This is a genomic window from Jiella sonneratiae, assembly GCF_017353515.1.
Taxonomy (GTDB): domain Bacteria; phylum Pseudomonadota; class Alphaproteobacteria; order Rhizobiales; family Rhizobiaceae; genus Jiella; species Jiella sonneratiae.
On record NZ_JAFMPY010000021.1, the window covers coordinates 61,440 to 74,335 of the forward strand.

13 protein-coding genes are annotated in these 12,896 nt (G+C 67.2%); 11 read left to right on the forward strand and 2 right to left on the reverse strand.

All coding sequences use genetic code 11. The features are described 5' to 3' along the window. Nucleotides 1-74 precede the first annotated feature (74 nt). The 9 genes from J1C47_RS17435 (at nt 75) to J1C47_RS17475 (ending at nt 9,284) form a co-directional block, all read left to right on the forward strand. Nucleotides 75-1,241 carry an amidase gene (locus J1C47_RS17435; RefSeq protein WP_207352059.1) on the forward strand — a complete coding sequence of 389 codons (1,167 nt, stop codon included), beginning with the start codon at nt 75-77 and terminating at the stop codon, nt 1,239-1,241. A gap of 128 nt (nt 1,242-1,369) precedes the next feature. Continuing rightward, nucleotides 1,370-1,843 carry a formate dehydrogenase subunit gamma gene (locus tag J1C47_RS17440; RefSeq protein ID WP_207352060.1) on the forward strand — a complete coding sequence of 158 codons (474 nt, stop codon included), beginning with the start codon at nt 1,370-1,372 and terminating at the stop codon, nt 1,841-1,843. Continuing rightward, nucleotides 1,840-3,393: an NADH-ubiquinone oxidoreductase-F iron-sulfur binding region domain-containing protein gene (locus tag J1C47_RS17445; protein WP_207352061.1), complete on the forward strand. Its 1,554-nt coding sequence runs from the start codon at nt 1,840-1,842 to the stop codon at nt 3,391-3,393. The genes J1C47_RS17440 and J1C47_RS17445 overlap by 4 nt, the downstream gene beginning before the upstream one ends. A gap of 11 nt (nt 3,394-3,404) precedes the next feature. Continuing rightward, nucleotides 3,405-3,704 (forward strand): BrnT family toxin, encoded by a 300-nt coding sequence (locus tag J1C47_RS17450; protein WP_207352062.1) that lies wholly within the window; start codon nt 3,405-3,407, stop codon nt 3,702-3,704. After that, the gene (locus tag J1C47_RS17455) at nt 3,685-3,948 is read left to right on the forward strand and encodes a CopG family antitoxin (RefSeq protein WP_207352063.1); all 264 of its coding nucleotides are present in this window, start codon (nt 3,685-3,687) and stop codon (nt 3,946-3,948) included. The genes J1C47_RS17450 and J1C47_RS17455 overlap by 20 nt, the downstream gene beginning before the upstream one ends. Before the next feature lie 30 nt (nt 3,949-3,978). Next, nucleotides 3,979-6,840 carry a formate dehydrogenase subunit alpha gene (gene fdhF / locus J1C47_RS17460; RefSeq protein WP_207352064.1) on the forward strand — a complete coding sequence of 954 codons (2,862 nt, stop codon included), beginning with the start codon at nt 3,979-3,981 and terminating at the stop codon, nt 6,838-6,840. A gap of 304 nt (nt 6,841-7,144) precedes the next feature. After that, nucleotides 7,145-8,038 (forward strand): formate dehydrogenase accessory sulfurtransferase FdhD, encoded by an 894-nt coding sequence (fdhD, locus tag J1C47_RS17465; RefSeq protein WP_207352065.1) that lies wholly within the window; start codon nt 7,145-7,147, stop codon nt 8,036-8,038. Then, entirely contained in the window at nt 8,028-8,288 is a 261-nt protein-coding gene (locus J1C47_RS17470) for a formate dehydrogenase subunit delta (protein ID WP_207352066.1), read from the forward strand. Before fdhD ends, J1C47_RS17470 begins: the two co-directional genes overlap by 11 nt. A gap of 237 nt (nt 8,289-8,525) precedes the next feature. Next, nucleotides 8,526-9,284 carry a polysaccharide deacetylase family protein gene (locus tag J1C47_RS17475; protein ID WP_245396643.1) on the forward strand — a complete coding sequence of 253 codons (759 nt, stop codon included), beginning with the start codon at nt 8,526-8,528 and terminating at the stop codon, nt 9,282-9,284. A 129-nt stretch (nt 9,285-9,413) separates the two neighbouring features. Here the strand turns inward: J1C47_RS17475 and J1C47_RS17480 are convergent, their stop codons facing one another. After that, a complete protein-coding gene (locus tag J1C47_RS17480) occupies nt 9,414-10,364 on the reverse strand; it encodes a metallophosphoesterase family protein (protein ID WP_207352068.1) in 951 nt (316 codons plus the stop codon). Between the two features lie 136 nt (nt 10,365-10,500). On the opposite strand from J1C47_RS17480, the gene J1C47_RS17485 reads away from it, so the two are divergent. Further along, nucleotides 10,501-10,962 (forward strand): NUDIX domain-containing protein, encoded by a 462-nt coding sequence (locus J1C47_RS17485; protein ID WP_425354574.1) that lies wholly within the window; start codon nt 10,501-10,503, stop codon nt 10,960-10,962. 82 nt (nt 10,963-11,044) lie between these two features. On the opposite strand, the gene J1C47_RS17490 is transcribed toward J1C47_RS17485, so the two are convergent. Continuing rightward, nucleotides 11,045-12,037, reverse strand: coding sequence for a glutathione S-transferase family protein (locus tag J1C47_RS17490; protein ID WP_207352069.1), 993 nt, complete (start codon nt 12,035-12,037; stop codon nt 11,045-11,047). A gap of 348 nt (nt 12,038-12,385) precedes the next feature. On the opposite strand from J1C47_RS17490, the gene J1C47_RS17495 reads away from it, so the two are divergent. Then, entirely contained in the window at nt 12,386-12,889 is a 504-nt protein-coding gene (locus tag J1C47_RS17495; protein WP_207352070.1) for a GNAT family N-acetyltransferase, read from the forward strand. Nucleotides 12,890-12,896: the final 7 nt, after the last annotated feature.

The following is a 12,896-nucleotide window of genomic DNA, read 5'->3' on the forward strand; positions in this document are numbered from 1 at the left end:
AACGGCGCACGATGCGGCCCATGGAGCCGGGCACTTGGCCGGCCGGCCCAGATTTCCCGAGGAAAGGCTTTCCCATGCTGATCGACAAAGACCCGGTCCACGCCTTCGTGCCCTATGGGGCGGTGCCGGTGGCCGGCGCGACGACGGGGCCGCTTGCCGGCCTGCGCCTTGCCGTGAAGGACATCTTCGCCGTCGCCGGCTACCGGACCGGCTGCGGCTGCCCGACGAAACTCGCAACGAGCGACATCGCGGTGACGACGGCGCCGGCCGTCGAGCGCCTGCTCGGCGCGGGAGCCCGCTTCGTCGGCAAGACCCACACCGACGAACTCGCCTGGTCGCTCTACGGAATGAACGCGCATTTCGGCACGCCGGTCAATTCCGCCGCGCCGGACCGCATTCCGGGCGGCTCGTCCTCCGGCTCGGCCGCCGCCGTCGCGGCGGATCTCGCCGATATCGCCGTCGGAACCGACACGGGCGGATCGGTGCGCGCGCCGGCGAGCTTCTGCGGGCTGTGGGGAATTCGCCCGAGCCACGGCCGGGTGCCGCTCGACGGCTGCATGGAACTTGCCGCGAGCTTCGACACGGCGGGCGTCTTCGCCCGAAACGCGGCAACCTTCGAGCGCGTCGTCGCAGTGATGATGGGCGACGACGCCGACGACCGGCCAGAAGAGCCGCGCTGGCTGACGCCGACCGACATGCTCGCCCGGCTCGGCGATGCGCAACGGGCCGTCTACGACGCCCACTTCGGCGGCCTAGACGCCCGGCCTGTCGCGGTCTATCCGGCGGGCGGGGCGGACGCCCTCTACGAGGCGTTCCGCATCCTCCAGAGTTGCGATGCGAAGCGCGCCGTGGTGCCGTTCATCGACGCGTCGGCGATGCCGCTTCCCGCCGGCCTCGACGAACGGGTCGCCTTCGCGCGCCGGATGACGCCCGAGGACGAGGCGGCCGGAAATGCCGTGCGTGACCCGTTCGCCGCTGCGATGGACGACCTCCTCGGCCATGACGGCGTCCTGCTGGCGCCGGTGGTGCACGACGCGCCCTTCAGGCTCGACGCCGGGCGTGCGGTCTTCGACGGCTTCCGCCACTATGCCATCAAGCTCTTGGCGGTGGCCGGCATGGCGCGGCTGCCGCAGGTGGTGTTTCCGGCAGGCACCGTCGACGGCGCTCCCTTCGGCCTGTCGGTGATCGGGCCGCGCGGATCAGACCGCTGGCTCACACGGCTGGCGGCCCGCCAGTTCTGATTCTCCACGACCGGATCCACCGCACGATAGAGGGCTTCTATCAGAGAACGAAGATTGCGCATTGATTCATTGCCATCGACAGTGTTCCGTCTCTGGAAGCATTCAAATAAGGGGCGGGAGGTAACTGCTTGGTTTATCAGGCGACCTACGACGAGACCGAGGCAGCCGAGATCATTGCCGAGCATGAGGCTCTGGAAGGGCCGCTGCTGCCGATCCTGCATGGCATCCAGGCGCGTTTCGGCCATGTGCCCGAGGCGGCGGTGCGCCAGATCGCGGCCGCGCTCAATCTCACCCGCGCCGAGGTTCATGGCGTCGTCACCTTCTATCACGATTTCCACAAGGAACCGCGCGGCCGGCACATCCTCAAGGTGTGCCGCGCCGAAGCCTGCCAGGCGGCCGGCAGCGACGGCATCGCCGATGCGATCGAGAAGGCGCTGGGCATCGGCTTCGGCGAGACAACTCCGGACGGGCAGGTGACGCTGGAGGCGGTCTACTGCCTCGGCCTCTGCGCGGCGGCGCCTTCGGCCATGCTCGACCGGCGGATCGTCGGGCGGCTGTCCGAGGCAAAGGTCGGGGCGCTCGTCGAGGAGGCGCGGCTGTGACCAAGCTCTTCATCCCGCTCGATTCTTTCGCCGTTGCCTGCGGCGCCGACCAGATCGCCGAGGAGTTCGGGCAGTTGCTCGCCGATCGGGGGCTTGCCGTCGAGATCGTGCGCAACGGCTCGCGCGGGCTCGCCTGGCTTGAGCCGATGATCGAGGTGGAGACGCCGGGCGGGCGCATCGCCTACGGCCCGATCGAGCCCGGCGAGGCCGCGGCGCTGATCGACGCCGGTGTCCTGGCCGGTGCGGGCCATCCGAAGCGCATCGGCAAGGTCGAGGAGCATCCGTTCTTCGCCCGCCAGAGGCGGCATACCTTCAAGCGCTGCGGCATCACCGATCCCCTGTCGCTCGACGACTACCGCGCCCATGGCGGGCTGAAGGGTTTGGAACGGGCGATCGGCATCGAGGCCGAGGCGATCGTCGCCGAGGTGACGGCGTCGGGGCTGCGCGGCCGCGGCGGCGCGGGCTTTCCGACCGGCATCAAGTGGAAGACCGTCGCCGAGGCGAAGGGCGACAGAAAATATATCGTCGCCAATGCCGACGAGGGCGACTCCGGCACCTTCGCCGACCGGATGATCATGGAGGGCGATCCGTTCTGCCTGATCGAGGGCATGGCGATCGCCGGCGTCGCGACCGGGGCGACCAAGGGCTACATCTATCTGAGGTCGGAATATCCGGTCGCGATCGCGGTCATGCGCGAGGCGATCCGCCGGGCCGGGAAGGCCGGCCTGCTCGGCGCGTCGCTGCTCGGTTCCAGCCACGCCTTCGACCTCGAGGTCCGGGTGGGTGCCGGCGCCTATGTCTGCGGCGAGGAGACCTCGCTGCTCGACAGCCTGGAGGGCAAGCGCGGGCAGGTGCGCTTCAAGCCGCCGCTGCCGGCGATCCAGGGGCTGTTCGGCAAGCCGACGGTGATCAACAACGTCATCACGCTTGCTTCGGTCCCGGAAATCCTCGCGGCCGGCGCCGACGGTTACAAAGAACTCGGCATCGGGCGCTCGCGCGGCACGATCCCGATCCAGCTCGGCGGCAATGTCAGGCATGGCGGCCTGTTCGAGGCGCCATTCGGGATGACGCTCGGCGCGATCGTCGAGGAGATCGGCGGCGGCACCGCCTCGGGCCGGCCGGTGCGCGCGGTCCAGGTGGGTGGACCGCTTGGCGCATACTTCCCCGTTTCGCTGTTCGACACGCCCTTCGACTACGAGGCCTTCGCGGCGAAGGACGGCCTCATCGGCCACGCCGGCATCGTCGTCTTCGACGACACGGTCGACATGATGAAGCAGGCGCGCTTCGCCTTCGAGTTCTGCGCCATCGAGAGCTGCGGCAAGTGCACGCCCTGCCGGGTCGGTGCAGTGCGCGGCTACGAGACGGTGAAGAAGATCATCGACGGGGAGCGGCCGGCCGAGAACCTCGCCCTGGTCGAAGACCTCTGCAACACGATGAAGTTCGGCTCGCTCTGCGCGCTGGGCGGTTTCACGCCCTACCCGGTGATGAGTGCAATCCGGCATTTTCCGGAAGATTTTCACGGGGAACCGATGAGGGTCGCGGCGGAGTAGATGGCTGAAGGATGGCTCTGGACTTCGACGACTTCGATTGGGACGAGGGTAACTTCGACAAGTGTAGCAAGCATGGTGTATCAGTTGATGAGATAGAGGAACTTCTCCTCGGAGATCCGATTGTCGCGGAAGATCCCCTCCACTCGGAGAGCGAGCCTCGCTTTCGCGCAATCGGTCGTTGCGCGAACGGACGGCACGTCTTCGTCGCCTATACTCTTCGAAATCATCGCGGGCTGCGCTTCATCCGGCCGATCAGTGCCCGCTACATGCATCTGAAGGAGGTGCGTTTCTATGAGCGACACCAAACTTAAGCGGCTACCACCGCTCAAAAGCGACGAAGAGGCCGAGCGGTTCATCGAAGAAGCCGATCTCACGGAATACGATCTGTCGCAGTTCAAGCCGATGAAGTTTCGCCGGCGGGGCAATGCCGATCGCGTGACGTTTGAACTTCCGCCGGAGCTCGTTCGCAAGCTGTCCGATAAGGCCAGAAAAGACGGCATGACCGAAGGTGATCTCATGCGCAAAGTGCTCGAAGATCATCTCAAAGACGTTTGATCCGGCGCTTATTGCGTCAGGGAGGAAACCATGAGCCTCATTCGCGAAATCGACTACGGCACCCCGGCCTCGAAGGCCGAAAAAGCGGTGACGCTCACCATCGACGGCGTCGAGGTGACGGTGCCCGAGGGCACGTCGCTGATGCGCGCGGCCATGGATGCCGGTGTCCAGGTGCCGAAGCTCTGCGCCACCGACATGATGGACGCCTTCGGTTCCTGCCGGCTCTGCGTGGTCGAGATCGAGGGGCGGAACGGCACGCCGGCCTCCTGCACGACGCCGGTCGCGGCTGGCATGAAGGTCTCCACCCAGACCGAGCGGCTGAAGAAGATCCGCAAGGGGGTCATGGAGCTCTACATCTCCGACCACCCGCTCGACTGCCTCACCTGCGCCGCCAACGGCGACTGCGAACTGCAGGACATGGCCGGGGCCGTCGGCCTGCGCGAGGTGCGCTACGGCTACGAGGGCGAAAACCATCTCGGCAAGGCCAAGGACGTCTCGAACCCGTACTTCCAGTTCGATCCGTCGAAATGCATCGTCTGTTCGCGCTGCGTCAGGGCCTGCAACGAGGTGCAGGGCACCTTCGCGCTGACGGTCGAGGGCAGGGGCTTCGACTCCATCATCTCGGCCGGCACCGGCAGCGACGACTTCTTCTCCTCAGAATGCGTGTCCTGCGGCGCCTGCGTCCAGGCCTGCCCGACGGCGACGCTGGAGGAAAAGTCGGTCATCGAGATCGGCACGCCGGAACATTCGGTCGTCACCACCTGCGCCTATTGCGGCGTCGGTTGCTCGTTCAAGACGGAGATGCGCGGCGAGGAACTGGTGCGCATGGTGCCCTACAAGGACGGCAAGGCCAATCGCGGCCACTCTTGCGTCAAGGGCCGCTTCGCGCTCGGCTACGCCACCCACAAGGATCGCATCCTCAATCCGATGATCCGCGACCACCACACCCAGCCCTGGCGCGAAGTGTCGTGGGAGGAGGCGATGTCCTTCACCGCCGCGAAGATCAAGGACATCCAGGCGAAATACGGAAAGGGCGCGATGGGTGGCATCTCCTCGTCGCGCTGCACCAACGAAGAGGTCTTCCTCGTCCAGAAGCTGGTGCGCGCCGGCTTCGGCAACAACAACATCGACACCTGCGCAAGAGTCTGCCATTCGCCGACCGGCTACGGCCTCAACTCGACCTTCGGCACCTCGGCCGGAACGCAGGATTTCGACTCGGTCGAGGACACCGACGTGGTCCTCGTCATCGGCGCCAACCCGACCGACGGTCATCCGGTCTTCGCCTCGCGCATGAAGAAGCGGCTGCGGGGCAAGCCCGGCCAGCCGGGGGCTAGGCTGATCGTCGTCGATCCGCGCCGCATCGACCTCGTCAAGACGCCGCATGTGAAGGCCGACCACCATCTGGCGCTGAAGCCCGGCACCAACGTCGCCATGCTGACGGCGCTCGCCCATGTCGTCGTCACCGAGGGCCTCGTCAACGAGAGCTTCGTGCGCGAACGCTGCGAGTGGGACGAGTTCCAGGAATGGGCGGCCTTCGTCGCCGAGGACCGGCATTCCCCCGAGGCGGTCGAGAGCGTCACCGGCGTTCCGGCGGAGGAGGTGCGCAAGGCGGCGCGGCTCTACGCCACCGGCGGCAATGCGGCGATCTATTACGGCCTCGGCGTCACCGAGCACAGCCAGGGCTCGACCTCGGTCATCGCCATCGCCAATCTCGCCATGGCGACGGGCAATATCGGCCGGCGCGGCGTCGGCGTGAATCCGCTGCGCGGGCAGAACAACGTCCAGGGCTCCTGCGACATGGGCTCGTTCCCGCACGAGCTGCCCGGCTACCGCCACATCTCGGTGGACGCGGTGCGCGAGACCTTCGAGGATCTGTGGGGCGTCAAGCTCGACAAGGAGCCGGGCCTGCGCATCCCGAACATGTTCGACGCGGCCGTCGAGGGAACGTTCAAGGGCCTCTATTGCCAGGGCGAGGACATCCTCCAGTCCGACCCCGACACCAAGCACGTCTCGGCCGGACTTGCGGCACTTGAACTCCTCATCGTCCACGATCTCTTCCTGAACGAGACGGCGAACTACGCCACCGTCTTCCTGCCAGGCTCGTCCTTCCTGGAAAAGAACGGCACCTTCACCAATGCCGAGCGGCGCATCAACCGCGTGCGCAAGGTGATGAGCCCGAAGAACGGCTACGAGGACTGGCAGGTCACGCAGCTGCTCGCCCAGGCGATCGGCATGGACATGAACTATTCCCACCCCGCCGAGATCATGGCCGAGATCGCGGCGACCACGCCGTCCTTCGCCAACGTCACCTACGACCTCCTGGACGAGAAGGGCTCTGTCCAGTGGCCCTGCAACGACGAGCATCCGGAAGGCTCGCCGATCATGCATGTCGACAGCTTCATGCGCGGCAAGGGCAAGTTCATCATGACCGAGTATGTGGCGACCGACGAGCGGACCGGGCCGCGCTTCCCGCTGCTTCTGACCACCGGCCGCATCCTGTCGCAGTACAATGTCGGCGCCCAGACCCGCCGCACCGGCAACGTCGTCTGGCACGATCAGGACCTTCTGGAGATCCATCCGCACGATGCCGAGCAGCGCGGCGTGCGCGACGGCGACTGGGTGAAGCTGCAGAGCCGGGCCGGCGAGACCTCGATCCGGGCGAAGATCACCGACCGGGTCGCGCCGGGGGTCGTCTATACGACCTTCCACCATCCGATGACCCAGGCGAACGTCATCACCACCGACTTCTCCGACTGGGCGACCAACTGCCCCGAATACAAGGTGACCGCCGTGCAGATCTCGCCCTCCAACGGCCCGACCGAGTGGCAGGAGGACTATCGGGAACTCACCATGGAGAGCCGCCGGATCATGCCGGCGGAAGCCGCGGAGTAGGGGCGGTTCGCTGTCACCGAGCGGGCGAGATGCGGATGCGCCGTTACCCCCCTCTGTCCTACCGGACATCTCCCCCGCAAGGGGGGAGATCGGCAACGTTGGTGTCGGCCGCATGTCGGTGGTCGCCGTTTCTGAATGGGCGATTGCATAGAGCGATGGCTCAATGGGCGAAGCCGAGAGCAAGGTCGATCTTCGCCCTTGCGGGGGAGATGCCGGCAGGCAGAGGGGGGTGTCGACGCCGCCCGATCGTCGTCGGCCGGCCCACGAGGCTTGCGGCGCTGCCGGCCGGAAAGTCCGTCTTCCAATGACATCGCCAGAGCAGACCGCATCGACCGGCGTGGAAACGCTCGTCTTCCGCGACGGGTCTTTCCATCGCGGAACGCGCGTGGTTCCGGCCGAGGTCGCCGTCGCCGTCTCGATCGGCGGCACGACCCATGCGGTGATGATGGCGACGCCCGCGGATCTCGAAGACATGGCGACAGGCCTCGTCCTGAACGAGGCGATCGTCGACGGGATCGGCGAAATCGAATCGATCGCCATCGTCGAGACGGAGGCCGGCATCGACTGCCAGATCCGGCTGGTCGAGGCGCGGGCGAAAACCTATGTCGCGCGGCGCCGCCAGATGACCGGGCCGGTCGGTTGCGGGCTGTGCGGCGTCGAATCCCTGGAACTCGCGGCCCCGGCGCTCCCGCGGGTCGAGGGCGCGCTCGCCGGCCCGCTCCCGCCTGCAAGAATCACCGGCGCCGTCGCGGCGATGGCTGAGGGCCAGGCGCTCGGCCATCTGACCCGGGCGGTACACGCCGCCGGCTTCCACCTGCCGGCGGGCGAGACTGGCGCCGGCCTCGTCGTCATGCGCGAGGACGTCGGGCGCCACAATGCCCTCGACAAGGTGGCGGGCCATCTGGCGCGCGCCGGCATCGATCCGCGCCGCGGCTTCCTCACCATTACCAGCCGGGTGTCGGTGGAACTGATCCAGAAGGCGGCGAGGATGGGATGCGGGCTCCTCGCCGCGGTTTCCGCGCCGACGGCGCTTGCGATCCGCGAGGCGAAGGCCGCCGGCATCACCCTCGTCGCGGTCGCGCGCGGCGAGGACTTCGAAGTGTTTTCGCATCCCGAGCGGATTGCCGGGGCATCCGCGATCCCGGATGATGCGGTCAATGGACAGACGATGAAGGGGAGGGCCGCCCATGGAGCGTGACAAGCTCGTCTACATGGCGAACCAGATCGCCAAGTTCTTCGAATCCGCCAAGGAGGGCGCGCGCTCCAAGGGGGTGGCGGACCACATCAACAAGTTCTGGGAGCCGCGCATGCGGACCCAACTCTTCGAGCGCGTCGACGGCGGCCGGACGGATGGCATGCATCCGCTGGTGCTGGAGGCGATGGGCGCGATCCGCCGGCCGGAGACGCCGGGTGGTGCACCCAACCGGGACGATCCGTCGCTTGCCTGAAATGGGAGCCTGAGGCGGGCGCCGGGGCGACGAGGCGGCGTGGCGAATATTTCGCTGGCAAATTGTGCAGGCCGGCTGCCGATCGCAAGCGGTCATTAACCTTAACGCCTTACCAACGACCGGGTCCGCAACCTTTCCCGCCCGGTTCCCATGCGCTCGAAGCGATCTGTCCTTTTCGCCGCCCTCGCAGCCTCGCTCCTTGCCGGCTGCGCCGGCAACGACCGCAACACGATGCGGATGTCCGCCACGCCGGCGCAAAGCGCGTCGCCGGCGCTCGGCTATCAGTCGCCGGATGCGGCCCGCGACTTTCCGCTGTTCCAGTCGTTCCAGCCGCCGGTCGGTTCGGCCCTCGCCGGCCGCACGATCGCCGTCGCGCGCTATTCCGACATCGCGCTTCGTCCGAAAGAGGTGGTGCTGACCTTCGACGACGGCCCGATGCCCGGCAAGACCCATAAGATCCTCCAGGCGCTCGCCGACCACGGCGTCAGCGCGACCTTCCTGATGGTCGGGCAGATGGCGAAGGCCTATCCGAAGATCGCGCAGGAGGTGGCCCGTGCCGGCCACACGATCGGGACCCACACCTTCCGCCACGCCAATCTTCGGACGATGAGCGATGCGGCCGCGATGGCCGAGATCCGCAAGGGCCAGATGAGCGTCGCCGACGCCCTGAAGCCGATCGGCATGGCGCCGGCGCCGTTCTTCCGCTTTCCCTATCTCGCCGATACCTCGCGCCTGCGCCACGAGCTTGCCGAAGAGGGTATCGTCGCCATCGACGTCGACGTCGATTCCAAGGACTACTTCCGCGACGCCCCGGAGACGGTCCGCGACCGCACCCTGCGGGCGCTCGACAAGCACGGCCGCGGCATCATCCTGATGCACGACATCCAGGCCCGCACGGCGGCGATGCTGCCGGGCCTGCTCTCCGCGCTCGAGGCGCGGGGCTACAAGGTCGTGCGGCTGGTGCCGGCCGGACACGCCGAGGTCGCCGGTTTGTAGCAACTCGCCCCCGGCCTTCGGGATCGCGACACGCGGGTCGTCGCATCTTGGCGCCCGACGCATGCGTCCTGGCGTCGCGTGCCCATCCGAGCGGCGAGGGGGGCGAGATCACCCGTCGGCAAAGGCGGATCAGACCGCCGCCTTGGCATCCTCCCGCGGCCGGGCGTCGACCGCGCGTCCGTCGGCGAGAAGCTCGCGTTCGCGAACCCAGCCGATGCCCGAGCCGTCCTGGCGGAAGCCGCGCTCGCGCTGGATCAGCTGCCAGGTGGACGGCCCGCCGGAGATTTCGAAGAGATTGTAGCGCGATGCGGGGTTCTTGCTGCCGGGCGCCTGGCTTGCCGAGGGAACGCCGATCACCGGGACCTGTCCGTCGGGACCGTGAAGCCAATAGAGCGTGTCGAGATGGGTATGGCCGTGCAGCACCAGTTCGGCCCCGACATCGCGCATGACCTTCGAAAAAAACTGCTTGCCGATCAGCCGCTTGTGCCAGGAGGTCGAGCCCGAGATCGGCGGATGATGGATCAGCACGACGCGGAAGAGGCCGAGCGCCCGCGTCGTCTCGAGCAGCTTGGCGAGCCGCAATGCCTGGCCGCGCTTGAAGGTGCCGGTGGCGAAGAAGGGCGCGGTCGCCTCGGCGGTCGAGACACCGAGGATGGCGACGTTCTCCCGGATGCGCAGATAGGGAAAGGACTTCTTGGTCGAATTCAGGCTCTCGTCGCCCGTCATGTAGGGCTGCCATTCCCGGAACGAGCGCTGCAGCGCGCCGGGAACGTAGGCGTCGTGGTTGCCGGGGACCAGCGAGACCAGTTGCGGGGTCCCGAGATCGCGCAGCCATAGCCCGGAAGCGATCGTCTCCTTCTTGGTGGCGAGATTGACGAGGTCGCCGGTCACCGCGATATGGTCGGGGTTTTCGTCCTTCAGATCGAGGACGAGATCGCTCAGCGTGTCGCCGAACATCATGCGGCGACGGTTGCGCTGCCAGTTGTACCAGCCCGTCACGCGCTTGGAGGCGAGCTCGCGGAAGGAAAGTTCCGGCAGCGGCCCGAGATGGATGTCGGAAAGGTGGGCGAGACGGAACATGAGACGATCATCCTCGATTGCATCGGCTTGCCGATCTGACGGCGCTGCGCGGGTGAGATTTCCCGGCGCCGCTGCCGCCGTCAGGACCTCGACCCCCCGTCAACCGATTGTAGAAACAAAGGAAGCGAGTGGAACCGTGCGATTTCAGAAATTCCTGATCGGGGCGATGCACGGCGCGCATCTCCTGACCCGTCCGATGACGCTCGGCGTCCGCGGCGCCGCCTTCGACGAGGCGGGCCGGATCTTCCTCGTCCGCCACACCTATCTGCCCGGCTGGTACATGCCGGGGGGCGGGGTGGATCCCGGCGAGACGGTGGAGGAGGCGCTGCACCGCGAGTGTGCGGAGGAGGGCAACCTCAGCCTCACCCGGCCACCGGAACTCGTCTCGGTCTACTACAACCGCGCCGCGTCGAAGCACGACCACGTCCTCCTGTACCGCTGCGAAGGCGTCGTCCAGAGCGAAACGAAACGGCCGGACCGGGAGATCGCCGAGGCGGGTTTCTTCCCGCTCGACGGTCTGCCCGACGATCTGACCGCCGCCACGCGCCGGCGGCTCGACGAACTCGCCGGAGCCGGAGCGCCCGATCCCTATTGGTGACCGGCGGCTCGCCGCGCCGTGGTCGAGGACCGCCACCGCGGCCGAAGAACGTGCCGGACGCCGAAGGCAAGGTGCCGCGAATTCAGCCGGTGGCCGGCACGGCCACCCGTCCGTGCGGCCGGTCGAGGTCGAGTGTCGGCCCCAGCGGCACGATGCCGGTCGGATTGATGGTCTTGTGGCTCGTGTAGTAGTGGCCCTTGATGTGCTCGAAATTCACCGTCTCGGCGACGCCCGGCGACTGGTAGAGCTCGCGCATGTAGGCGTCGATCGCGGCATAGTCGGCGATGCGCCGGAGATTGCACTTGAAGTGGCCGTGATAGACGGCGTCGAAGCGGATGAGCGTCGTGAAAAGGCGCCAGTCGGCTTCCGTCGGCGCCTGCGAGCCGACCAGATAGCGCTGGCCCGACAGGCGCTCCTCCAAGATGTCGAGGGTTTCGAACAGCGGATGGAAGGCCTTCTCGTAGGCTTCCTGCGTCGTTGCGAAACCGCATTTGTAGACGCCGTTGTTCACCGTGTCGTAGACGCGCCGGTTGATCGCCTCGATTTCCGCCAGGTGCTCCGAAGGGGTGAGGTCGACCGAATTGTCGGCGAAGTCGGAAAAGCCGGTGTCGAGGATGCGGATGATCTCGGCGGATTCGTTGTTGACGATCGTGCCTTCGCGCTTGTCCCACAGCACCGGGACGGTGACGCGGCCGGTATAGGTCGGTTCGGCCGTCAGATAGACCTCGTAGAGCCGCCTCTTGCCGAGCACGGCGTCGGGGATCGCCCCGGGCCGCTCGGAGAACACCCAACCCTCTTCGCCCATGTGGTAGTCGACCACCGAGAGCGAGACCACGTCCTCCAGCCTCTTCAGCTTGCGGGCGATCAGCGTGCGGTGCGCCCAGGGGCAGGCGAGCGAGACATAGAGGTGGTAGCGGCCGACCTCGGCGGGATGCGCCTTGCGACCCTCAGGACCGGGCGCGCCGTCGGGGGTGATCCAGTCGCGGAACGTCGTCGTCGATCGCTCGAAGCTGCCGCCGGTCGACTTCGTATCGTACCACTTGTCCTGCCACTTGCCGTCGACGAGAAGTCCCATGGCGGTCGCCTCCTTGATATCGCGGGTGGTCGAAGGGGTTGCTCGCGCCGAGACGGGGGCGGCGACCTCGTCGCACGGTTTTAACAGATGGCCGTCTCCGGGTGTTCCTGCCTGCGAGCGACAGTCCGTCACCGCGGCGGTGCCGCCCGCCGACGCGCAGTGGACCGGGCGCGTCGAAGATGCTAACGGGCCGGACGAAAATCGAGCAGGACGATCCGCGATGACCATCGACCGACGACGAAAGACGAAAGGCGCCAGAGGGCGCTGACCGACCGTCGTTCGGCGCCCGGGGCTATCCCTCCGGGGCGAGCGGCGAGCCCGCTCGATCGATATCCGGACACCCCCATCATGTTCGACCTGAACGACGTCAGGTATCTTCCTGAACTCGCTGCCCATCATGCCGCCATCGAGGCGATCGCCGACGAGGCGTTCGGGCCCGGGCGTTTCGCCCGCGCCGCCGAACGCGTGCGCGAAATGGCGTCGTGCGATGCGCAACTTTCCTTCGTGGCGGAACACGAGGGTGCCATCATCGGCTCGGTCAGGCAGACGCCGATCATGGTCGGAAAGGTGCCGAGCCTGCTGCTCGGACCGCTCGCCGTCCGCCCGGCCTACAAGAACCGCGGTGTCGGCAAGGCGCTGATGCGGCTCGCGGCGGAGGCGGCGCGCGCGAAGGGCGAGACATCGATCGTCCTCGTCGGCGACCCGCCCTATTACGCGCCGCTCGGATACCGGCCTCTGGCCCCAGGAAGCGTGATCATGCCGGGCCCCGTCGATCCCAGACGGGTGCTGGGGCTGGCGCTCGTCGAGGGCGGCCTCGACGGCCTGCGCGGCGAGGTCCGGGCGAGACGGTAGGGGCGAG